The sequence below is a fragment of the Ancylobacter vacuolatus genome (genome assembly GCF_030813595.1).
GTDB lineage: Bacteria > Pseudomonadota > Alphaproteobacteria > Rhizobiales > Xanthobacteraceae > Ancylobacter > Ancylobacter vacuolatus.
Map to the genome: position 1 here is coordinate 460,660 of NZ_JAUSUH010000003.1, position 21,589 is coordinate 482,248.

General features: G+C 69.2%; 17 protein-coding genes and 1 pseudogene. 13 read left to right on the forward strand and 5 right to left on the reverse strand.

The window, feature by feature from the left end; all coding sequences use genetic code 11:
- Positions 1 to 103: 103 nt before the first annotated feature.
- The 6 genes from J2S76_RS09915 (at position 104) to J2S76_RS09940 (ending at position 6,191) form a co-directional block, all read left to right on the forward strand.
- Positions 104 to 1,039, forward strand: coding sequence for a 2-hydroxyacid dehydrogenase (locus J2S76_RS09915; protein ID WP_307059971.1), 936 nt, complete (start codon positions 104 to 106; stop codon positions 1,037 to 1,039).
- Positions 1,040 to 1,152: 113 nt separating this feature from the next.
- Positions 1,153 to 2,184 (forward strand): ABC transporter substrate-binding protein, encoded by a 1,032-nt coding sequence (locus tag J2S76_RS09920; RefSeq protein WP_307059973.1) that lies wholly within the window; start codon positions 1,153 to 1,155, stop codon positions 2,182 to 2,184.
- Positions 2,185 to 2,549: 365 nt separating this feature from the next.
- Positions 2,550 to 3,407 carry an ABC transporter permease gene (locus tag J2S76_RS09925; RefSeq protein ID WP_307059974.1) on the forward strand — a complete coding sequence of 286 codons (858 nt, stop codon included), beginning with the start codon at positions 2,550 to 2,552 and terminating at the stop codon, positions 3,405 to 3,407.
- Between the two features lie 11 nt (positions 3,408 to 3,418).
- A complete protein-coding gene (locus tag J2S76_RS09930) occupies positions 3,419 to 4,225 on the forward strand; it encodes an ABC transporter permease (RefSeq protein ID WP_307059976.1) in 807 nt (268 codons plus the stop codon).
- Between the two features lie 38 nt (positions 4,226 to 4,263).
- The gene (locus J2S76_RS09935) at positions 4,264 to 5,364 is read left to right on the forward strand and encodes an ABC transporter ATP-binding protein (protein ID WP_307059978.1); all 1,101 of its coding nucleotides are present in this window, start codon (positions 4,264 to 4,266) and stop codon (positions 5,362 to 5,364) included.
- 137 nt (positions 5,365 to 5,501) lie between these two features.
- Positions 5,502 to 6,191 carry a YoaK family protein gene (locus tag J2S76_RS09940; RefSeq protein ID WP_307059985.1) on the forward strand — a complete coding sequence of 230 codons (690 nt, stop codon included), beginning with the start codon at positions 5,502 to 5,504 and terminating at the stop codon, positions 6,189 to 6,191.
- On the opposite strand, the gene J2S76_RS09945 is transcribed toward J2S76_RS09940, so the two are convergent.
- On the reverse strand, positions 6,188 to 7,108 hold the full coding sequence (locus J2S76_RS09945; protein ID WP_307060219.1) for a metalloregulator ArsR/SmtB family transcription factor: 921 nt from the start codon (positions 7,106 to 7,108) through the stop codon (positions 6,188 to 6,190). The genes J2S76_RS09940 and J2S76_RS09945 overlap by 4 nt on opposite strands.
- A gap of 24 nt (positions 7,109 to 7,132) precedes the next feature.
- Positions 7,133 to 8,146 (reverse strand): annotated as a pseudogene (gene pstS / locus J2S76_RS09950) (phosphate ABC transporter substrate-binding protein PstS); the annotation flags it as partial.
- 400 nt (positions 8,147 to 8,546) lie between these two features.
- Here pstS and J2S76_RS09955 point away from each other — a divergent pair.
- From J2S76_RS09955 to J2S76_RS09985, 7 genes are all read left to right on the forward strand, one after another.
- Complete coding sequence (locus J2S76_RS09955) at positions 8,547 to 9,806, forward strand: ribulose-bisphosphate carboxylase large subunit family protein (RefSeq protein WP_307059987.1); 1,260 nt, start codon at positions 8,547 to 8,549, stop codon at positions 9,804 to 9,806.
- Complete coding sequence (locus J2S76_RS09960; RefSeq protein WP_307059989.1) at positions 9,803 to 11,191, forward strand: four-carbon acid sugar kinase family protein; 1,389 nt, start codon at positions 9,803 to 9,805, stop codon at positions 11,189 to 11,191. Before J2S76_RS09955 ends, J2S76_RS09960 begins: the two co-directional genes overlap by 4 nt.
- Positions 11,192 to 11,210: 19 nt before the next feature.
- Positions 11,211 to 12,062, forward strand: coding sequence for a phosphogluconate dehydrogenase C-terminal domain-containing protein (locus tag J2S76_RS09965; protein ID WP_307059991.1), 852 nt, complete (start codon positions 11,211 to 11,213; stop codon positions 12,060 to 12,062).
- An 84-nt stretch (positions 12,063 to 12,146) separates the two neighbouring features.
- A complete protein-coding gene (locus tag J2S76_RS09970) occupies positions 12,147 to 13,124 on the forward strand; it encodes a TRAP transporter substrate-binding protein (RefSeq protein WP_307059993.1) in 978 nt (325 codons plus the stop codon).
- A 308-nt stretch (positions 13,125 to 13,432) separates the two neighbouring features.
- On the forward strand, positions 13,433 to 13,921 hold the full coding sequence (locus J2S76_RS09975) for a TRAP transporter small permease (RefSeq protein ID WP_307059995.1): 489 nt from the start codon (positions 13,433 to 13,435) through the stop codon (positions 13,919 to 13,921).
- Between the two features lie 5 nt (positions 13,922 to 13,926).
- Positions 13,927 to 15,207, forward strand: a complete 1,281-nt coding sequence (locus J2S76_RS09980) for a TRAP transporter large permease (RefSeq protein ID WP_307059997.1) — start codon at positions 13,927 to 13,929, stop codon at positions 15,205 to 15,207.
- Between the two features lie 106 nt (positions 15,208 to 15,313).
- On the forward strand, positions 15,314 to 16,024 hold the full coding sequence (locus J2S76_RS09985) for a transcriptional regulator NanR (RefSeq protein WP_307060000.1): 711 nt from the start codon (positions 15,314 to 15,316) through the stop codon (positions 16,022 to 16,024).
- 105 nt (positions 16,025 to 16,129) lie between these two features.
- Here J2S76_RS09985 and apnL read toward each other — a convergent pair whose 3' ends face one another.
- The 3 genes from apnL to J2S76_RS10000 are packed head-to-tail and all read right to left on the reverse strand — an operon-like array spanning position 16,130 to position 21,548.
- Positions 16,130 to 18,043, reverse strand: a complete 1,914-nt coding sequence (gene apnL / locus J2S76_RS09990; RefSeq protein ID WP_307060002.1) for a D-apionate lactonase — start codon at positions 18,041 to 18,043, stop codon at positions 16,130 to 16,132.
- Positions 18,040 to 19,026: an ABC transporter permease gene (locus J2S76_RS09995; protein WP_307060004.1), complete on the reverse strand. Its 987-nt coding sequence runs from the start codon at positions 19,024 to 19,026 to the stop codon at positions 18,040 to 18,042. The genes apnL and J2S76_RS09995 overlap by 4 nt, the downstream gene beginning before the upstream one ends.
- Positions 19,023 to 21,548, reverse strand: a complete 2,526-nt coding sequence (locus J2S76_RS10000) for an ATP-binding cassette domain-containing protein (RefSeq protein WP_307060006.1) — start codon at positions 21,546 to 21,548, stop codon at positions 19,023 to 19,025. The genes J2S76_RS09995 and J2S76_RS10000 overlap by 4 nt, the downstream gene beginning before the upstream one ends.
- Positions 21,549 to 21,589: the final 41 nt, after the last annotated feature.

A 21,589-nucleotide genomic window follows, 5' to 3' on the forward strand; every position in this document is an offset into this window, starting at 1 on the left:
TAACAAAGCCTTCGGAGACGGGATTGATGAAGCGGGAACATGCCCGGCGGCATGGGCCGGCCGCGCGTGGCCATGGCGTCGCGACGTTGCGTCAGGCGCGCCTATGAGCCGCGATGCACTGGTGTTCACCAGCCCGGTGGACGATGCGCGCGCCTGGCGCGACGCATTGGCCGCCGAATTGCCGGATCTCGACTTCCGCGTCGACCCCGAGATCGGCGATCCGGCTGACATCCGCTATGCGCTGGCCTGGCTGCCGCCGCAGGGCTTTTTCGCCCGCTTTCCCAACCTCCAGCTCGTCACCAATCTCGGTGCCGGCGTCGATGCGCTGGTGCGGCGCGACGATCTGGTGCCGGTGAAGTTCTCCCGCCTGTCCGACCCCGGCATGGTGGCGATGATGACGAGCTATATCGTCTTCGCCGTCACCCGCTATGCCCGCGACATCCCGGTGTTCGAGCGCGCCAAGGCGCGCGGCGCATGGGACTATGTGCACCCGCGCGCGCTGTCGCAGATCAAGGTGGCGGTGCTGGGCCTCGGCGAGCTTGGCGGGCCGGCGGCGCGCATGCTGGCGACGATGGGCTTCACGGTGAGCGGCTGGTCGCGCTCGCCCAAGGACATTGCCGGCGTCGCCTCCCATACCGGGCGCGCGGGGCTGGAACGTGTGCTGGCTGAGAACGAGATCATCGTCAGCCTGCTGCCCCTCACCCCCTCTTCGCGCGGCCTGCTGGGGGAGGCCGAATTCGCCCTGATGCCGACGGGCGCGAAATTCATCAACGCCTCGCGCGGCGCGGTGGTGGTTGAAGCCGCGCTGATCGCGGCGCTGCGCTCGGGGCAGGTGGGCGAGGCCACGCTCGACGTGTTCGACACCGAGCCGCTGCCGCAGGGCCACCCGCTGTGGAGCCTCGATAACGTTCTGATCACCCCGCACATGGCCAGCATCACCGTGCCGGCCCTGGCGGCGCGGGATGTCGCCGAGAGCATCCGCCGCGTGCGGGCCGGGTTGCCGCCGCTGCACGAGGTCGATCCCGGCCGCGGCTACTGAACACGCCCTTCGCGCCCGAGGGCGCGACGGCACGACCTGCGCAAAGCGCGCCCGCCTGAAGGCGCGCGGCCAGACTATCGGGCGGTCCGCCGCCCCAATCACAGAGGTGGAACATGAAGAAGCTGTGCATTGCACTGGGTGCCCTGGCCGTCATGGCCGCCGGCGCCGCCCTTCCCGCTTCGGCGCAGGAAAAGCTGGTCATCAGCACCTGGGGCGGCAATTGGAAGGCCGGCGTCGAGATCGTCGGCAAGGAATTCACCAAGCGTACCGGCGTCGAGGTGGAGTACATCACCGGCGGCACGCTGGACCGGCTCGCCAAGGCGAAGGTGGCGCGCGACAACCCGGAATCCGACCTGATCAACACCACCGCCCATGTCGGCTATCTCTATTATTCCGACGGGCTGATGGAAAAGCTCGACTGGTCGAAGATCCCGAACGCCGCCAAGCTCTACCCGATGGCCAAGCGCTCGGACTATACGGTGGCGGACTATGTCTATGTCTACACCCCTGCCTTCCGCACCGACCTGATGCCGAAGGGCTTCAAGATTTCGAGCTGGGAAGATCTGTGGAGCCCTGAGGTCGCCGGCAAGCTCGGCCTGCCCGATTTCGACCCCAGCCACATCATCATCGCCGCCACCCGCCTCGCCGGCGTGAAGCCGGAAGAATGGGACAAGGTGAAGCCCAAGCTCATCGAGCTGAAGAAGAACATCAAGGCGTTCTACCAGTCGGACGCCACCAGCCAGAACCTGATGCGCACCGGCGAAACCCCGGTGCAGGTGCTGCTGAACATCAATGGCTACCATCTCGAAAAGCTCGGCATGCCGGTGGAGATCGACGTGCCGAAGGAAGGCGCGGTCGCCGGCACCGATGTGTGGGGCATCAATGCCGGCTCGAAGAAGAAGGAACTGGCGCTGCAGTTCCTCAACATCGCGCTGGAGCCGGCCATGCTGGCGCAGCTGTGCAATTTCCACAAATGCTCGCCGATGACCGCCGAGGCCAAGCTCGACCCCGCCATCGCCAGCCTGCCCGGCATCTTCACCAGCCAGGAGGCGATCGAGAAGGGCACCATCGTGCTTGAGGACAAGACCTACGCCACTCTGCTGCCGCAGTGGAAGGCGTGGTTCACCGAGAACATGATGCATTGAGGGGTGGGGCGACCCGATAGGCGATGCCCCCACAGCGTCATCCCGGCCGGAGGTGTAGCCGAAGAGCCGGGATCGCCCTCAAAGCCGGGCGGCCCCGGACGTCGCTGCGATCCCGGATCGGCCTCCGGCCGTCCGGGATGACGCCATCTGGTGGGGCGGGCCGGGCCTGCGTCCCTCAAAGCCCGGCTGCGCCGGGCACCTCGGGATGATGTGGGCCTCATGTCGGGGCCCTGATGACGGGGGCTGAACGGCCTTCGTCGCTCTCGCGGCCCCCGCACCCTCGTCATGCTGAGGAGCGGGGCGCCGCCCCGCGTCTCGAAGCACGCACGACACCGCCACCTCTGCCTTCAATCGTTCGGGCCCCCATGATCCAGCGCCGCCCCTTCTTCCTCACCTTTCTCGCCCCTGCCGTCGTGACGGCGGTGATATTGGCGGCGGCGCTGTTCGAGGTGCTGCAGTACAGCGTGCGGGAATTCGTGCCCGGCTCGCTGAATGTCGGCGGCTTCACGCTGGAGAATTTCACCCGCATCAACCGGCCGATCTACTGGTGGGTACTGCTGGACACCTTCTACATCAGCCTGCTCACCGCGATCTTCTCGCTGCTGCTGAGCTATCCCGTCGCCTTCGCGCTGGTGCGGGCGAAGCGCGACTGGGTGCGCTCGCTGCTGGTCTCGCTCTCGATCACCCCGCTGTTCACCGGCGAGATCGTGCGGACCTTTTCCTGGATGCTGATGCTGGGCTCGGACGGCTTCATCAACTCGCTGCTGCGCAAGCTCTCGCTGATCGATCTGCCGCTGCTGATCATGTACACGCGGCTCGGCGTCGTGGTGGCGCTGGTGCAGTTCTCCATGCCGGTCATGATCATCCTGCTCGCCACCGCGATCAGCCATGTCGACCGCGACTGCGAGAAGGCCGCCGCCAATCTCGGCGCCAGCCCCGGCGCGGTGTTCTGGCGCATCACCCTGCCGCTCACCTTGCCGGGCATGCTGTCGGGCATCGTCGTGGTGTTCGCCTGGACGATGAGCGCCTTTTCCACCCCGCAGCTGATCGGCGGCGGCAAGGTGCTGATGATCTCCAACCTCGTCTATCTCCAGGGCTTCTCGGTGCTGAACCTGCCCTTCGCCGCGACGCTGAGCCTGATCGCGCTGATCGCCGCGCTCGGCAGCCTCGTGCTGATGAAAGCGCTGACCGGCCGCTTGGAAAAGCGGCTGGCGGTGCGCTGAGGGAGAACGCCATGACCTTTGCCCGCCTGCGCTCCCTCGGCTTCTGGAGCCTCGTCGTCGCCATCCTCACCTATATGACGCTGCCGACCCTGGTGGTGCTGATGACCTCGGTGAACCCGACCGAGATCCTCGCCTTCCCGCCCGAGGGCGTGTCGTTCCAGTGGTACGAGAAGGCGCTGACCTACCCGGACTTCCAGCGCGCGTTCAAGAACGGGTTGATCGTCACCTCACTCGCCTCGACGCTGGCGCTGATCGTCGGCTCGGCCTTCGCCTGGCTGGTCTATCGCTACAGCTTTCGCGGGCGCGGCGTGCTGGAGGCGGTGCTGTGGTCGCCGCTCATCATCCCGCATTTCACCCTCGGCTTCGGCTTCCTGCTGCTCGGCGGGGCGTTCAAGCTGCAGCAGGGCTATGGGATGATCGTGCTGGCGCACATGGTGCTGGTGATGCCGTTCGTCACCCGCGCGGTCTATGTCAGCCTCGCCACCATCGACCCCAACCTCGCCCGCGCCGCCGCCAATCTCGGCGCCTCGCCCTTCCATGTGCTCACCCGGATCGAATTGCCGCTGGTGCTGCCGGGCATGGCGGGCGGCTGGCTGATCGCCGCCGTGCTCTCGCTCACCGAGTTCACGGCCTCGCTCTATGTCACGGGGAGCCGGACCCAGACCCTGCCGGTCGCGATGTACAACTACATCCGCGAATATGCCGACCCGACCGTGTCGGCGGTGTCGGCGATGCTGATCATCACCACCACCCTCATCATGTTCATCGCCGACCGGGCCTTCGGCCTGCGCCGGGTGCTGGCGATCGACACCCACTGACTGCACGCACTGACCGCACTGCCGGAGAGCCGACGCCTATGACCGCCACCAGCCAAGCCCCCGCCGCCGTCGAGCTTGTCCGCGTCCGCAAGGAATTCGGCAGCGCGGTCGGCGTCGCCGATGTGTCGCTGAAGATCGGCCAGGGCGAGTTCCTCACCCTGCTCGGCCCTTCCGGCTGCGGCAAGTCGACTTTGCTCGGCATGATCGCCGGCTTCCTCACTCCCACCGCCGGCAAGATCGTGGTGGACGGCGTCGACATCACCGATGTGGAGCCCTACCGGCGCGACATCGGCATGGTGTTCCAGTCCTATGCGCTGTTCCCGCATATGAATGTGTTCGACAACATCGCCTTCGGCCTGCGCATGCGCAAATTGCCCAAGGCGGAGATCGCGGCCGAGGTGCGCCGGGCGATCGAGATGATGAAGCTGGACGGTTTCGCCGAGCGGCGGGTGAGCCAGCTTTCCGGCGGCCAGCAGCAGCGGGTGGCGCTGGCGCGCGCCGTGGTGATCCGCCCCAAGGTGCTGCTGCTCGACGAGCCGCTCTCGGCGCTCGACAAGAATCTGCGGGCGCAGATGCAGGTCGAACTGTCCGAGCTGCACCGCAAGACCGGGCTCACCACCATCTTCGTCACTCATGACCAGGGCGAGGCGCTGAGCCTTTCCGACCGCATCGTGGTGATGAACCGGGGCGAGGTGCAGCAGGTGGCCAGCCCGATCGAGCTCTACCGCACCCCGGCGAACGGCTTCGTCGCCTCCTTCATCGGCGAGATCAACGCCCTCCCCGTGGCGCGCTATGAGCGCACGGGGAACGAGGCCGCGCTGGTGCTGCCGGGTGTCGGCCGGCTGGCGGCACCGGCGCGGGACAGCGGCCTGATCCATGGCAGCGCGGTGCGGGCCTTCCTGCGCCCTGAACATGTGCGCCCGGCCCTGCCTGACGAGGCCGGCCCCAACACCGTGAGCGGCGTGGTGGCGGCGCATATCTACCAGGGCTCGCACACCATCACCCGGGTGGAGGTGGACGGGCTCGGCCTGATCGAGACCCGCGTGACCGGCGCCGATATCGTCTCCGCGCACCCGGTGGGGGCGCCGATCGCGCTGATGCTGGACCTCGGCGAGGCGGTGCTGCTGGCCGCGCATTGAACCGGGCTTACCCTTCCCTGCCCCGCGCGGGCGTGCGGGAGGACGCCGCGCCGGCGTGCCTCGCCGGGCCGAGGCTTGCCTCGCCGGGGTATTGGATTATGCCCTGCCGGGTGCGTTCCTTCCGGCGGGGTTTCCCGATGAAATATGTTCTGCCCGGCCTGCTCTGCTTCAATGCCGGCTTTGTCGACACGGCCGGCTTCGTGACGCTGCACGGCCTGTTCACCGCCCATGTCACCGGCAATCTCGTCACCTTCGCCGCCGCCATCGCCGAGGGCCACATGCCCTCGCTCTCCAAGATCATCGCGGTGCCGGTGTTCTGCTTCGTCGTCGTCGCCGCGCGGCTGGTCAGCCGCTGGCTGGTGACGCGCGGCTACGACGATTTCCGCATCCTGATGGCGGCCAAGCTGATCCTGCTCGCCCATGCCGCGCTGGTGGCGATCCAGTTCGGTGCGCCGCTGGCGGCCGATACGCCCAACGCCATTATGATGGGCATGACGCTGGTGAGCGCCATGGCGCTGCAGAACGCGCTGCACCGCACCCATCTCACCGACGCGCCACCCTCCACCGTGATGACGGGCACCATCACCCAGCTGCTGCTCGACCTCACCCATGTGTGGAAGCCGCATCCCGGCGCGGAGCCGGGACAGGTGCGCGAGCGGCTGCGGCGCTTCGGCGTGTTCCTCGCCAGCTTCGCCGCCGGCTGCGCCATGGCGGCGCTGCTCTATCTGCTGGCCGGCATGTGGTGCTTCCTGCTGCCACCGCTGGTGGCGCTGATGGAGATCTATGTGCTGCCGGTGACGCCGGAGCCGGCCAAGGGCAAGGGTTAAGCGGCGGCGCGGGCGGCGAGCGTCATCTCGGTGGCGCCGTCCATGATGGCGATGGCGCCGAGCCGGGCCTTGAGGCTGGCAAGGTCGAGCGATTCCAGCGGCAGGTTGACGAAGGCGGACATGCGCGCGGCGATCTGCCGGTAGCTGCGGACAAACGCCGCCCGCAGCTCCGCCTCGGTGCCGGCGCCGGCGGCGGGATCGGCAAGACCCCAATGCGCGCTCAGCGGGTGGCCGGGGAAAACCGGGCAGCTCTCGCCGGCGGCGGCATCGCAGACGGTGATGACGAAATCCATCGGCTCGGCGGCGCGGCCGGCGAACTCGTCCCAGCTCTTGGAGCGCAGATCGTCGGTGGTGTAGCCGAGGTTGCGCAGCAGTTCGAGCGCCAGCTTGTGCGGCGCGCCGCGCGGCACGCTGCCGGCGGAGAAAGCGTGGAAACGCCCGCCGCCCTCGCGGTTCAGCACCGCCTCGGCCATGATCGAGCGGGCGGAATTATGCGAGCAGACGAGCAGCACATTATAGCGGCGCTCCGCCGCCTCGCCCGGCCGCAGGCGCGGAAAGGCGGCGCCGGCATCGGCCAGCGCCGGCAGTTCGCCCAGCAGCAGTTCCATCACCTCTGCCGCCTTCCCCGCCGTGGCGGTGTAGATGATCGAGCGGCCCTCGCGGCGCGAGGCGACCAGGCCCGCCCGTTCCAGATGCGCCAGATGGGTCGACATGGTGTTGTGCGGCACCGCCAGCAGCCGGGCGACATCGCCGGCGTTCAGCCCGAAGGGGGCGTAGCGCAGCAGCAGGCGGAAGGCATCGAAGCGGGTCGGCTGGGCGAGGGCATCGAACATCGCCACCGCGTCATCCGACAGAAGACGCCGCACACCGCCAGCCTGCCCGAGAATCGCCTGCCCGAGATTCGCCTGACCCTGCATCGCCGCCCTCCTGTTCGCCGCTCCGCTTCCGCTCTTGAACGTCGCCGCCCAATAGGTCCGCACCTGCTGCACCAGCGGCGCCGGCAGCGGGACATAGCCGAGCTGTGAGGCATAGTCGCTGCCCTCGCCGAGCGCAAAGTCGAAGAAGTCCAGCGCCGTCCGGTTGGCCGCGCCATCCGCCGGCGCCTTGTACAGCAGGACAAAGGTGGTGGCGGCGATCGGGTAGGCCTCGGGAACGGCGGAATCATTGATGGTGGCGTAGAAATCGCGGGTCTGCGCCCAGTCCACCCCCAGCGCCGCCGCCTGGAACGAGGCCGCGCTCGGGGCGATGAAGCGGCCGGCGCGGTTCTGCACCAGGCCATAGGTGAGGCCGGCCTGCGTCACATAGGTGAACTCGACATAGCCGATGGCGTTGGGCGTGCGCTTCACCTCCAGCGCGACGCCCTCATTGCCGCGTGCGCCGCTGCCGACCGGCCAGGCGACGGAACTGCCCTCGCCCAGTTCGCGCTTCCAGTCCGCGCTGGCCTTGGCGAGATAGGACACCCAGTTGAAGGTGGTGCCCGAGCCGTCCGAGCGGTGGATGACGGCGATCAGCGTGTCCGGCAGGTCGAGGTCCGGGTTCAGCGCCTTCAGCGCGGGATCGGACCAGCGGGTGATCTTGCCCATATAGATGTCCGCCAGCACCGCGCCGGTGAAGCGCATCGTGCCCGGCGCCACGCCGGCGAGGTTCACCACCGGAACGACGCCGCCGAACACGATGGGAAACTGGCCGAGGCCGAGGCGATCGAGATCCTCGGGCTTCAGCGGCTTGTCGGAGGCACCGAAATCCACCGTTTTCGCGCGGATGCGGTTCACGCCGGCGGAAGAGCCGACCGACTGGTAGGCCACGTCGGTGCCGGTGGCGGCGCGGAAGGCCTCCGACCATTTCCAGATGATCGGGTAGGCGAAGGTGGAGCCGGCGCCGGTGAGGTCGTCGGCGCGGGCGCCCGGCGCCAGGACCAGCAGGACGGCGGCGATCAGGAGAAGCGAGCGGCGCATGGGATCACCTTTGTATCAATATGTCGGGACGGATCGACGTATTACGTGATGAGATATACCGCAGCCGGGCGGCGGGGGAAATGTTTTCTTTGCGCGCGACCGGGCGGCGCCGGGGGCAGAGCGCGATGGGGCGGTACAGCCGAACCGCCCGCCCGGCCGCCACTTCCCCCGGCTGCCGCCGCCCCGCAGCCGGGCCCGCCTCGTAAACCCGCTTATTGCGGCCTGAGAACTGCGGGAACGGCGCGCGCGGCGGCTTGTCTCGATGGGTCAACTGGTATAATCACTACCTCAAGATATGAGTGAGCGCAGACTCACCGTAAGAGGAAACGCATGGAAGGCTGAGGCGGCGGCGCGGAAACGCGCGGCGGAGCGGCTTTGCGTGCCGAGCCAGGAGTGCCGCATGCCCGCGCCCCACCGCATTGAAGCCGACTATCTGATCGAGACCGCCTATGATCCGCGCCGCGCCGCCGAGGCGATGGCGGGCGAGCAGTCGAGCGGCACCTTTGTCGCCATTCCCGGCGAGACGCCGGAACTGAAGGAGCGCTCCGCCGCCCGTATCGAGGCGCTGGAGCTGCTGGGAACGGTCGACGAGCCCTCCCTCCCCGGCGCCGGCCATCCCCAGGGCGGGGTAATCCAGCGCGCCCGCGTCACCCTTTCCTGGCCGCTGGACAATCTCGGCCCCTCACTGCCCAATCTGCTCGCGACCGTCGCCGGCAATCTGTTCGAGCTGAAGCAGTTCTCCGGCCTGCGCCTTCTCGACATCCGCCTGCCGCAGGCGTTCGCGCAGGCCTATGGCGGGCCGAAATTCGGCATTGAAGGCACCCGCCGCCTCGCCGGCATCGAGGGCCGTCCGATCATCGGCACCATCGTCAAGCCCAGCGTCGGCTTCGGGCCGACTGAGACGGCGGAGCTGGTGAAGCTGCTCGCCGAAGCGGGGATCGACTTCATCAAGGATGACGAGCTGCAGTCCGACGGGCCGCAATGCCCGTTCGAGGACCGCGCCCGCGCGGTGATGCGCGTCATCAACGACCATGCCGACCGCACCGGCAAGAAGGTGATGTTCGCCTTCAACATCACCGGCGAAATCGACCAGATGCGCCGCCGCCACGATCTCGTGCAGGAGCTGGGCGGCACCTGCGTCATGGCCAGCCTCAACTCGGTCGGCCTTGTCGGCATGATCGAGCTGGGCCGCTTCACGCAGCTGCCGCTGCACGCCCACCGCAATGGCTGGGGCTATCTCTCGCGCGCGCCGATGCTCGGCTGGTCCTATGTCGCCTGGCAGAAGATCTGGCGGCTGGCCGGTGCCGACCACATGCATGTCAACGGCCTCTCCAACAAGTTCTCCGAGGCCGATGACAGCGTGATCGCCTCCGCCCGCGAATGCCTCACGCCGCTGTTCGACGACAAGCCCTGCATCGCCATGCCGGTGTTCTCCTCCGGCCAGTCGGCCAAGCAGGCGCCCGGCACCTATGCCGCGCTCGGCACGGCGGACCTGATCTTCGCCGCCGGCGGCGGCATCATGGCCCACCCGGACGGCCCGGCCGCCGGTGTCGCCTCGCTGCGGCAGGCCTGGGAAGCGGCGATCACCGATGTGCCGCTGGCCGACTATGCCCGCGACCATTCCGCGCTCGCCCGCGCGCTGGAGACCTACGCGGCATGAGCCCCTCCCCGCGCGCTTCCGCCCCGCGGTTGCCGGGCGGCCCGCTCATTGCCTTCTATGGTGACGACTACACCGGCTCGTCGGCGGTGATGGAGGTGCTGAGCTTTGCCGGCCTGCCGACCGTGCTGTTCCTCGGCCCGCCGACATCAGCGCAGCTCGCCCGATTCAATGACATGCGCGCCATCGGCATTGCTGGCGTCGCCCGCTCGCAGCCGCCGGAATGGATGGACGCGCAGCTGCCGCCGATCTTTGAACAGCTCGCCCGGCTGAAGGCGCCGATCAACCACTACAAGGTCTGCTCCACCTTCGATTCCGCCCCGCATGTCGGCTCGATCGGCCGCGCCGCCGAAATCGGCGAGCGCCTTCTTGGCGGGGCCTGGCATCCGCTTATTGTCGGCGCGCCGGCCATTGCCCGCTACCAGGCCTTCGGCAACCTGTTCGCCTGTATTGACGGCACCGGCTACCGGCTCGACCGCCACCCGGTCATGGCGCGCCATCCGGTGACGCCGATGAACGAGGCGGATGTGCGCCTGCACCTGTCGCGGCAGACCGACATGCCGGTCGGGCTTGTCGATTTCGTCGCCATGAAGACCGGCCGGGCCGAGCAGCAGCTCGCGGCCGAGCGGGCGGCGGGCGCCCGCCTCCTGGCGCTCGACGTGCTCGACGACGAGACGCTGGCCGAAGCCGGACGGCTGGTGTGGGAACATCGCGGCGCGCGGCTGTTCGCCCTCGGCTCGCAGGGGCTGGAATATGCGCTGGTCGCCTATTGGCGCCGCGCCGGCCTGCTGGCGGCGGAAGTGCCGACGCCGGCCCCCGCCCGCACGGAACGTATCGCCGTGGTCTCCGGCTCCTGCTCGCCGATCACGGCGGCGCAGATCCGCCACGCGCTGGACCATGGCTTTGGCGGCGTCCGCCTCGACGCCACCCGCGCGGTGGAGGCGGGCGCGTGGGCGGCCGAGGTCACGCGCGGGGCGGCGGCGGCGCTCAACGTGCTGGAGGCCGGGCAGGACCCGCTGGTGTTCACCGCCAGCGGCCCGGACGACCCGGCCGTGCCGGCGCTGGGGCAGGCGATCGACGCGGCGGGCGTCGCGCCGTCGCTCGTCAATGCGCGCATCGGCGACGGGCTGGGGCGCGTGCTTGACGAGGTGGTGCGCCGGGCGGGGCTGACGCGCGCCATCATTTCCGGCGGCGACACGTCAGGCCATGCCGGCATGGCGCTGGGCATCTATGCGGTGACCGCGCTGGCGCCGCTGGCGCCCGGCTCGCCGCTCTGCCGCGCTTATGCCGAAGGCGCCCATGACGGGCTCGAAATCGCGTTCAAGGGCGGCCAGATGGGCCGGCCGGACTTCTTCAGCGCCGCGAAGGGCGGCGCCACCAACCACTGATCAAGGGAGAGGACCTCAGATGAAAAAGATCGCCTTGCTGGGCGCCGGCGGAAAGATGGGCGTCCGGCTCGCCACCAATCTCCAGGGCTCGCCCTATGAGGTGATGCATGTCGAGCCGACCGAGGCCGGCCGTGCCCGCCTGAAGGAAAAGACCGGGCTCGACTGCGTCGACGGCGACAACGCGCTGGCCGATGCCGATGCTGTGCTCATGGCCGTGCCGGACCGGCTGATCGGCAAGATCGCCCACACCTTCATCGAGAAGGTGAAGCCCGGCACCGCGATCATCATGCTGGACGCCGCCGCCCCGCATGCGGGCGAACTGCCCAAGCGCGACGACGTCACCTATTTCGTCACCCATCCCTGCCACCCGCCGATCTTCAACGACGAAGTGACGGCGGAAGCCAAGAGCGACTTCTTCGGCGGGGTGCATGCCAAGCAGCACATTGTCTGCGCGCTGATGCAGGGCCCGGACGAGCATTATGCCCAATGCGAGCAGATCGCCCGCACCATCTACAAGCCCGTCATGCGGGCGCATCGCTGCACGGTCGAACAGATCGCCATCATGGAGCCGGCGCTGGCCGAGACCATCGGCGCCACGCTGTGCCTCGCCTTGCGCGAAGCCACCGAGGAGGCGGTGCGCCGCGGCGTGCCGCGCCAGGCGGCCACCGACTTCCTGCTCGGCCACCTCACCATCGAGCTGGCGATCGCCTTCGAGATCTTCCCCGAAGGCAAGTTCTCCGACGGCGCGCTTTATGCCATCGACCAGGCCCGGCCGCAGATTTTCCGCGAGGGCTGGCTGGAGCGCATCTTCGATCCCAAGGCCGTGCAGCGCTCGGTCGAGGAAATCTGCAACCCGCCCAAGGCCGCCTGAGGCAGCCACCGGGCCTAACCGCCCGGCTCGTCCGGGGCCCTCGACGGCCCCGGACGCATCAAATCCAACAGGGACAGGAACGCCATGAACCGGATCATCGCCCTCGCGGCCGCCGCCGCGCTCAGCCTCGCCGCCGTGCCCTTCGCCACGCCGGCGCTCGCCACCACCATCATCAAGGCCGGCCACGGCACGCAGACCGCGCACCCCACCCATATCGCCCTGCAGAAATTCGCTGAAATCGTCGCCGAGAAGAGCAAGGGCGACCTGAAGATCGAGATCTATCCCGACCGGCAGCTCGGCGAAGAGCGCGAGATGGTCGAGGGCCTGCAGCTGGGCACGGTCGACATGGCGGTGGTCTCCACCGGCCCGCTCGTCGCCTTCGTGCCCGCGCTCGGCACGGTGGACCTGCCCTTCCTGTTCAAGAGCTCGGAGCATGCCTACAAGGTGCTGGACGGCGAGGTCGGGCAGGACCTGCTCGCCAAGTTCCAGGACCGCGGCATTGTCGGCCTCGCCTGGTGGGAGAATGGCTGGCGCAGCCTGACCAGCAAGAAGGAGGTCAAGTCGCCGGCCGACCTCAAGGGCATGAAGCTGCGCACCATGCAGAACCCGGTGCACATCGCCGCCTTCAAGGAGCTGGGCGCCTCGCCGATACCCATGGTGTGGGGCGAAGTGTTCACCAGCCTCAGCCAGGGGGTGATCGACGCGCAGGAGAACCCGGTCACCATCGTCTACAGCAACTCGCTGTGGGAGGTGCAGAAGTACATGACGCTGACGCGCCACGTCTATGGCCCGCACCTCGTGCTGTTCAGCCAGCAGGTGTGGGACCGCCTGACCCCGGCGCAGCAGACCATCCTGAAGGAAGCCCTGATCGAGGCGACGACCTTCCAGCGCCAGACTTCGGCCCGGCTGGAAACCGAGCAGCTGAAGCTGCTGGCCGACAAGGGCATGATCGTCGAGCAGGTCGACATCACCCCGTTCCAGGAAGCCACGGCCAACACCGCCTCGGCGTTCAAGAACATCGATCCCGCTGTCGTGGCCAAGATCAAGGCCGCCGCGAACTGAGCCGCGCGCGCCGGCCGCAGCCCTCACGGCTGCGGCCGGTTCGTAAGCCAGGATTGCCGCAGCCCTCACGGCTGCGGCCGGTTCGTAAGCCAGGATTGCCGCAGCCCTCACGGCTGCGGCCGGTTCACAAGCCAGGATTGCCGCAGCCCTGACGGCTGCGGCCGGTTCGCAAGCCAAAATTGCCGCAGCCCTCACAGCTGCGGCCGGTTCGTCAGCCAAAATTGCCGCTCCCTCGCGGGGGGGCGGCCCGTGTGCAAGCCAACGCAGCCGCAGCCCGGAGGCCCCCGCCTCCACGGGAGAGGTGTGACATGCTCTTGAAGTTCTGGACCTCCGTAGAATGGCTGGCGCGCGGCCTGCTCTGCGCCCTGCTGAGCGCCATGGTGCTCGTGTGCCTCGGCCAGGTGATCTCCCGCTACGTCTTCAACGATCCGCTGACATGGTCGGAGGAGCTGGCGCGCTACCTCTTTGTCTGGGTCGGCTATCTCTCGGCCTGGTTCGCCTGGACCAAGCGGGCGCATATCGCGCTCGACGCGGTGACCTATCTGCGCCTTCCGGGGCTGGAGCGGGCCTGCGGCCGGATCGTCGAGGCGCTGGTCCTCGTCTATTGCGGCTGGACGCTTTACGCCTGCCTCGGCTTCCTCCGCCTCACCAGCAACCAGCCCTCCGCCGTGCTCGACGTGCCGATGAGCACCGTCTATGCCGGCTATGCGGCCATGTGCGTCCTCATCATCGGCGACATCCTGATCGGCTGGGCCTATGGCGCCCGCCCGCCCTCGCCGGCTGTTCCCCAGGAGTAAGATCCATGGCCACGGTTCTCTTCGTCGCCTTTGCCGCGCTGCTCATCCTGAACATGCCGGTTTCCTTCGCCCTCGCCGTGGCGTCGGTGATGGCGCTGCTCTATGGCGGCCTGCCGCTGGCGCTGGTGGTGCAGAAAATGACGGCCGCCATGGACAGCTTCGTGCTGCTGGCGGTGCCGTTCTTCCTGCTCGCCGGGCATCTGATGGCCCGCAGCGGCATTGCCCGCGACATCATCGACTTCGCCGACACGCTGGTCGGCTGGATGCGCGGCGGGCTGGCGCACGCCAATATCGGCGCCGGCATGCTGATGGGCGGGATGACGGGTTCGGCGGTGGCGGAAGCCTCCTCCACCGGCGGCGCGCTGATCCCTCCCATGCTGAAGAAAGGCTATGGCGCGCCCTTCACCGCCGCCGTGACGGCGGCGGCCTCGACCATTTCCGTGGTCATTCCCCCCTCGATCCCGATGATCGTGTTCGCCGTCGTCACCGGCGTCTCGGTGAGCGACCTGTTTATCGCCGGCATCGTGCCGGGCATTCTGATGACGGTGGCGCTGATGGTCACCGCCTGGCTGATCGCGGTGCGGCAGGGCTATCAGCGCGGCCCGCGCCCGACGCTGGGCTCCATCGCCCGCGCCACCCGCGCCAGCGTGTGGGGCCTGCTGATGCCGGTCGTCATCATCGGCTCGATCCGCTACGGCATCGCCACGCCGACCGAAGCCTCGGTGGTCGCCGTCGTCTATGGCATGCTGGTCGGGCGCTATGTCTACCGCACCATCGCCTGGCGCGACCTGCCGGGCATCATTCTCGACAGCGCCGTCACGACAGGCATCGTGATGCTGATGATCGCCGCCGCCTCGGTGTATGGGCTGATCGTCACCCGCGAACAGATTCCGCAGGCGGCGGCGCAGTTCATCCTGGAGCTGACCAACAACCCGCAGCTGGTGCTGCTGCTGATCCTGTGCGTCTATCTCATCGCCGGCATGCTGCTGGACCTCGCCGCCAACATCATCATCCTGGTGCCGGTGCTGTGGCCGCTGGTGAAGCGGCTCGACATCGATCCCGTCCAGTTCGGCGTCGTCACCGTGATCGGCCTCGCCATCGGCTTGATCACGCCGCCGGTCGGCGCCTGCCTGTTCGTCACCTGCGGCATCGCCAAGACCGACCTGCTGCGCGGCAGCAAGGCGGCGGCGCCGTTCATCCTGGCGCTGATCGTCGTGGTGCTGCTCATCATCGCCGTGCCGGGCATCGCCACCTGGCTGCCCTACAGCGCCAAGGCGATGCAGTGAGGCCGGGAGAGCGGGCACAACGCTTGCTGGCCCGCGGAAGACGCCACTGGTATGCTCAACATGCCGATCCGAGGCGAGACGGCCCAGACCTGGCAGGAGCGTGTGAATGGCTGATGTTTCCGACACCATAGTGCGACGAAAACTGTCCCATGAGGTGTTCGACCGCCTGAAGACGCTGATCACCTCGGGCGAGCTGGGCCCGGGCGACGCCCTGCCTTCCGAGCGCGACCTGATGGAGCGCTTCGGCGTCGGCCGCCCCGCCATCCGCGAGGCGATGCAGGCGCTGGCCAATATCGGCCTCATCGCCATCACCCATGGCGAGCGGGCGCGGGTGCAGCAGCTCTCGGCGCGCTCGCTGTTCCAGCAGGTGGACCTCACGGCGCAGATCCTGCTCTCCGCCTCGCCGGACAGCCTCGAACATCTCAAGCAGGCCCGCCGCTTTTTCGAGCGCGGCATGGCCCGCGAGGCGGCGCAGCGCGCCACCGCCGAGGATGTGGCGCGGCTGCGCGGCATTCTCGACCAGCAGGCCAAGGCGGTGAGCGAGCCCAAGCAGTTCATCGCCTATGACATGCGCTTCCATACCCAGATCGCGGCGATCTCCGGCAATACGATCTTCGAGGCGGTGAGCGAGGCGATGCTGTCCTGGCTGCGCCAATATTATACGGAAATGCTCACCTGGTCCGGCCGCGAAAACGTCACCCTGGTCGAGCATGCAGAGATCATCGACCACATCGCCCGCCACGATGCCGACGGCGCCGAGGCGCTGATGGTCAAGCATCTCGACCGCTCCAGCGCGCTGTTCACCCGGCAGGGCTAAAGTGTTTTCGAGCGAAGTGGGTACCGGTTCGCGTGAAGAAAACGCGGCAAAACAAAGAATTAGATCATTTCGCCGTTTCCGTGAAACAGTGAAATGATCTGAGGCTCAGCCCTCGACCCGCAGCACGGCATAGGGCGGCAGGGTGACGGTCTTGCCCGTCGCCTGCACCGGGCGCGGGCCTTCGCCGGCATGCACGCTCGTCTCATCCAGCAGCAGGGCGCGGCCACCAAAGGGCAGAGCCAGGGCCTGCTCGCGTGGCGTCAGGTTCGCGGCCAGCAGTACCCGGTCGCCGGCTCGCGTCGCGCCGGCCAGCGCCAGCACCCGTGACGGATCGGCGGAAGCCATGGCGATCGCCGGCGCGCCACCGATCGCCGCCAGCCACCGCGCGGCATGGAAGACGGGGCGGCGCCCGCCCTCCCCCGGCCCGGCCAGCAGGCCGAACGGGCCGGTGAGGGCCGCGCCGGTGAAGCTCTCCACCCCCGCCTCGGCGAGGCGCGCGGCGGTGCCGACCATCCAGGCGGCAGCGAACAGGCCGTCCTGCCGTGGGTCGATCTGCGCCATCGGCACCCGCCGGCGCTCGGGGTTCGGCATCACCCGCGCGCCATAGGGGTTCTGCCGCATGCCGAGGGTCGAGGGGCCGATGCGGTAGGGCGTGCGCGCGCCGATGATGGCCCGCGCCGAGCGCAGGATGAAGGGCAGCGCCTCCAGCGTCTGCATCACCGAGCGATCATCGGCGTCATGCACGATCGGGCAGGTGCAGTGGGTGACATAATCCAGCAGCGCCACCGGCGGGCGCTTGCGGTTCAGCTCGGTGAAATAGCTGAACATGCCGCCGCCGAGCCGCAGCGCGGGGAAGGCGCGGCGGGCGGCGGCATAGACCTCCTCCAGCGGCGGACAGGGCGGCCAGGCGCTGCCGGGCGGGGTCGAGCGACGGTCGACCGAGGGGCTGACGGCGATGGCGTCGAGCCGCAGCCCGGCCGCCGCCACCTGCCCGGCGAGGTCGCCGAACTCCTCGTCCAGCGGCCGCGCGCACGGGACCACATATTCCAGCACGCACTCCCCGCCCTGCGCGGCCGCGAGCTTGGCGAAGGCCGCGAGTTCCGCCGGCCCGTGCCCGGCGGTGGGGTCGAAATGAAACAGCAGGCTTTGCGGCGCGATGTGAGCCAGCTCATCGCCGGCGCCCCGCGTCGCGGCGGCCTCCTCGGGGGCGATCACCAGCCCGAAGATCGGCAGCCGCCCCCGCGTCGCGCCTGATGTGAGCGCCACCGGCGCGTCGCCGGATGGTGGCAGCGTGGCGGCGGCTTCCGCGACGATGGCGAGCGTCACGCGCTGCCGCACCGGCACGCCGGCCGGCAGGACATAGGGCCAGGGCAAGGCCAGCGGGCGGACATAGGTTTTGTAGGAGGCATCGGACCAGTTGCGCTGGTCCTCCATCTCGAAGGCGTCGCCCTCCATATGGCAGGTCGCCCGCACCCCCGGCGCGACATTGTGGGTGATCGCCCGCATGTCCTTGAAGGGTTGCGCCGGGTCGATCAGCTCAGGCAGGCGCGCCGGCACGCGGCGCCCGTCGACATGCTCCACCTCCACCTCGGTGCCGGCGAGGCCGACCACGGGGTGAAGGACGGTGAAGCCGCAGCGATTGGTGAGGAAGTCGCCCTCCGGCACCGCCTCGCCCTCGAAGACGAGGCCGGTGTGGCGGCCCTCGATGCGGCCCCGATAGACCAGCGTCTCGCCGCCGGCCCCGACGCAGGCGGCGCGGTAGCGGACCTGAAAGCGGTCCGCCCCCTCCTCGATGACGAGATCATGGAGCACGGGCGCATAGGTGCCCCAGTCCTTGTCCCGCACCACGAAGGAAATCGCCCGCAGCACCTCGACGCCGTGGAAGCGGATATTGCGCAGATTGCCGTCGATCAGTTCGGCGCTCAGCGCTCCGGCCTTGAGCAGGTGAGCCTGCGGCTCCGGCTCTTCTGTGCCGAACAGCGCCAGAAGGCGCGCCTCGGGAGAAACGGCGGCGGTCATGGCGCCACAGCCTCCGGCTTGGGGGCGGCGCGGCGGCGGCGCACCGCGCGCCCGCCCGCCAGCGCCAGCACGGCGATGACGACGAGCCCCTGCACGATGTCCTGCGTCCCCGCCGGCAGGCCGGCGATCTGCATGGTGGTGACGATGAGGATGAGCAGGAAGCTGCCGCACAGCGTGCCGAGCGCGGTGGAGGAACCACCGAAGATCAGCGATCCGCCGAGCACCACCGCGCCGAGCGACTGCAGCAGATAGGGCTGGCCCATCTCCAGAAAGGCGCCGCCGACATAGGCGCCGAGCAGCATGCCGGTGAGCGCCGCCAGCAGGGCGGAGGCGAGGAAGGCGCCGGTGACGACGCGGCCGGTGCGGATGCCGGCCAGCGCCGCCGCGCGCTCATTCTGCCCGACAGCGGAGAGCCGGCGCCCATAGACGGTGCGGCCCAGCAGCAGGCCGGCGAGCGCCACCGCGATCAGCGCGATGACCAGCATCAGCGGCACGCCCTCGACCCGGCCGGCGGCCAGCGTCTTCAGGAAGGGGCTCATCGAGAAGCCCGCCGCCCAGCGATTGGCGATCAGCGTGGCGGTGGCGAGAATATAGCCGGTCGCCAACGTGGCGATGATGGCGGGGATGCGCAGCACGACGACCAGCAGCGCATTGGCGAGCCCCGTCACCAGGCCGATGCCGAGCACCGCCGCCAGCGCCAGCGGCAGGCGGGCGTCCGATCCGGCGGCCACCACGATGCTGGCATAGGCGCTCAGCGTCAGCACGCTGGCGATCGACAGGTCGATATTGCCGCGCCCTGTGGTGACAACAAGCATCTGGCCGAGGGCGACGAGGGTGAGAAAGCTCGCCGAGATCGCCACCCCGGACAGCGAATGCAGGCTGAAGCGCCCGGTGGTGATCGCCAGCACCGCCCAGAGCAGCAGCACGCCAAGCGCCGACCAGACCCACCGGTGGCGCTCCAGCCGTTCCATCAGCGCGGTCATCGGCGAGCCTCCCGGCGATCGGCGAGCGCGCGCAGCGCCAGCATGGACAGCAGCAGGCAGCCCTGCACGGCGGCGTTATAGTCTGTGGAGACGCCGAGCGCGCCGAGCAGCGCCCCCACCAAAGCGAGGGTGAGCGCGCCCGCGACCACGCCGAGCGGCGAGATCATCCCGCCGATCAGCGCGCAGCCGCCCATGACCACGGCGGCGACGCTGATGAGGGTGAACGGGCCGCCGGCATTGATGTCGCTGGCGGTGTTGATGGCGGTGAGCGACAGGCCCGCCGCCAGCGCGAACAGGCTCGCCAGCATGTAGCGCAGGATGGCGTAGCGCAGCGGCGACCAGCCGCCCAGCGTCATCGCCTGCGCGTTATTGCCGAAGCCGCGCAGCACGACGCCGAACGGCGAGCGGTCGATCGCCAGGGCGATGATGGCCGCCACGGCGATGAGGATGAGCGTCGCCGGCACATCGGCCAGCGTCCAGGCGAAGGCCGCCGACAGCCATTCCGGCGCGGCGCCGCCGGGGGTGGGCTGCAGCGTGTAGCCAAGGCCGAGCCAGATGAAGGACGCCCCCAGAGTGACGACGATGGCGGGGATGCGCCGCAGCTGGATCGTCGCGCCGATCAGCCCATAGGCGAGGACGCTGGCGAGGAGCGCCGCCACGCCGAGCCAGGGCGTGTCGAACAGCAGCGTGGCGCTCAGCACATTGACGAGGCCGGCAAAGGCGCCGACGCCGAGGTCGATCTCGCTGCCGCCGACGACGAACATCTGCGCCAGCGCCACCAGCACCAGCGCGATCGCCGGGCCCAGCAGCAATTCGAGCCCGAACATCGAGACGGTGAGCGGGTTCACCCAGGCCATCAGCGCGAAGACGGCGGCGAGGCTGGCAAAGGGGGCGAGATCGACCAGCCGGTCCAGCGGCCCGCGCGCGCCGGCGGTGGCGTCGCGCTCCAAAGCGCCGGTGCCGGCGAAGGACGCATCGACGATCGCCTTCTCGGTGATCGCGGTGCCCACCAGCTCGCGCACGATGCGCCCGCCTGAGAACACCAGCACCCGGTCGCACTCCAGGAACTCGATATCTTCCGTCGAGTGCCAGATGACGAGGCGCCCGGCCCGTGCCACCGAGCCGATGAGCGCGTAGAAATCCTCCTTGGCCGCGACATCGACGCCGCGCGTGGGATCATCGAACAGGATCGTCTCGGCCTCGCCCACCAGCGCCCGGGCGACCAGCGCCTTCTGCTGGTTGCCGCCGGACAGGTCGAGAATGGGGGAATCGAACCGGGCGGGATCGAGCTTCAGCTTTTCGGCGGCGGCGCGGGCGGCGTCACGCTCCTGCCCGTCATCGACCCGCCCCAGCGGCGCCCGGCTTTCCAGCCGGCCGAGGGCGATGTTGGCGAGCACGCTCCAGAGCGGGAAGACGCCTTCCTTCTGCCGGTCGCCGGAGACGAAGCTCGCCTTGCCGGCGCGGGAGATGCCCGAGCCGGGCCGTCCATGCAGCGCGTGCAGCAGGTCGCGCTGGCCCGAGCCCTCCAGCCCGGCAAGGCCGACCACTTCGCCGGCGCGCAGCACCACATCGCGCCCGAGCGGGGCAATGAGGGCGCCGCTCAGGCGGACCCTTTCGCGCGCCCCCTCGCCGATGGCGGGGCGGGCGGCGCGGCGGCTCAGCATCACCCCCTCAGCCGGGCCGCCCATCGCCTGCACCAGCGCTTCCACGCTCGCCTCCACGGCCGGCCCGGACCAGACGGAACGGCCATTGCGCAGCACCAGAACGCGGTGGGCGATGTCCACCACCTCCTGCAGCTTGTGGCTGATGAAGATGAAGGCGAGCCCCTCTCTGGTGCGGGCCTTGATGAAGGCGCGCAGCTGGCGGCTGCGCTCCAGCCCGAGCGAGGAGGTCGGCTCGTCGAGAATGACGAGCCGCACCTGTGGGGTGGCGACGGCGCGGGCGATCTCCACCATCTGCCGCTGGCCTATGGCGAGATGGGCGACGCGGGCGTCGACCGAAATCCCGTGATCGGGAAACACCTCGTCCAGCGCGGCGCGGGCGCGGGCGCGAAAGATGCGGCGCCAGCCGGGCAGCGCCCGCGCCGCCTCCGGCGCTTCCAGAAAGAAATTCTCGGCCACCGAGAGATTGTCGCACAGCGACAGCTCCTGATGGACGATGCGGATGCCGCCGGCCTGCGCCAGCGCGGTGTCATAGAGGTCGGGGGCGATGTCGACGCCGCGGATCTGCAGGCTGCCGGCATCGGCGCGGGTGACGCCGCACAGCACGCGCATCAGCGTTGACTTGCCGGCGCCATTGCCGCCGACGAGGCCCAGCACCTCGCCGGGCGCGACCATAAGGTCGATGCCGTCATTGGCCCGGGTGGGGCCGAACGCCTTGCAGATGCCGGACAGACGCACGACCGGCGGGTGGGGGGCGCCAGGGTCCATCCCGGTGGCGGGGGGCGAGCGGCGAAGCGGCGCCGACACCCCGGCCCTGGCGGCCGGGGTGTCCTGCGCGGCAGGAAAGACTGCCGTCATCATCAGGTTCCGTGGTCTGCCTCGGGAAGCGATCGGCCGGCGGG

Bases quoted from the DNA above. Each gene is read 5' to 3' on its own strand.
- J2S76_RS09945 (WP_307060219.1), bottom strand. From the start codon at position 7,108: ATGCAGGGTCAGGCGAATCTCGGGCAGGCGATTCTCGGGCAGGCTGGC.
- J2S76_RS09960 (WP_307059989.1), top strand. From the start codon at position 9,803: ATGAGCCCCTCCCCGCGCGCTTCCGCCCCGCGGTTGCCGGGCGGCCCG.
- J2S76_RS09915 (WP_307059971.1), top strand. From the start codon at position 104: ATGAGCCGCGATGCACTGGTGTTCACCAGCCCGGTGGACGATGCGCGC.
- apnL (WP_307060002.1), bottom strand. From the start codon at position 18,043: ATGACCGCCGCCGTTTCTCCCGAGGCGCGCCTTCTGGCGCTGTTCGGC.
- J2S76_RS09965 (WP_307059991.1), top strand. From the start codon at position 11,211: ATGAAAAAGATCGCCTTGCTGGGCGCCGGCGGAAAGATGGGCGTCCGG.
- J2S76_RS09920 (WP_307059973.1), top strand. From the start codon at position 1,153: ATGAAGAAGCTGTGCATTGCACTGGGTGCCCTGGCCGTCATGGCCGCC.
- J2S76_RS09985 (WP_307060000.1), top strand. From the start codon at position 15,314: ATGGCTGATGTTTCCGACACCATAGTGCGACGAAAACTGTCCCATGAG.
- J2S76_RS09930 (WP_307059976.1), top strand. From the start codon at position 3,419: ATGACCTTTGCCCGCCTGCGCTCCCTCGGCTTCTGGAGCCTCGTCGTC.
- J2S76_RS09955 (WP_307059987.1), top strand. From the start codon at position 8,547: ATGCCCGCGCCCCACCGCATTGAAGCCGACTATCTGATCGAGACCGCC.
- J2S76_RS09940 (WP_307059985.1), top strand. From the start codon at position 5,502: ATGAAATATGTTCTGCCCGGCCTGCTCTGCTTCAATGCCGGCTTTGTC.
- J2S76_RS09935 (WP_307059978.1), top strand. From the start codon at position 4,264: ATGACCGCCACCAGCCAAGCCCCCGCCGCCGTCGAGCTTGTCCGCGTC.
- J2S76_RS09995 (WP_307060004.1), bottom strand. From the start codon at position 19,026: ATGACCGCGCTGATGGAACGGCTGGAGCGCCACCGGTGGGTCTGGTCG.
- J2S76_RS09975 (WP_307059995.1), top strand. From the start codon at position 13,433: ATGCTCTTGAAGTTCTGGACCTCCGTAGAATGGCTGGCGCGCGGCCTG.
- J2S76_RS09980 (WP_307059997.1), top strand. From the start codon at position 13,927: ATGGCCACGGTTCTCTTCGTCGCCTTTGCCGCGCTGCTCATCCTGAAC.
- J2S76_RS10000 (WP_307060006.1), bottom strand. From the start codon at position 21,548: ATGATGACGGCAGTCTTTCCTGCCGCGCAGGACACCCCGGCCGCCAGG.
- J2S76_RS09970 (WP_307059993.1), top strand. From the start codon at position 12,147: ATGAACCGGATCATCGCCCTCGCGGCCGCCGCCGCGCTCAGCCTCGCC.
- J2S76_RS09925 (WP_307059974.1), top strand. From the start codon at position 2,550: ATGATCCAGCGCCGCCCCTTCTTCCTCACCTTTCTCGCCCCTGCCGTC.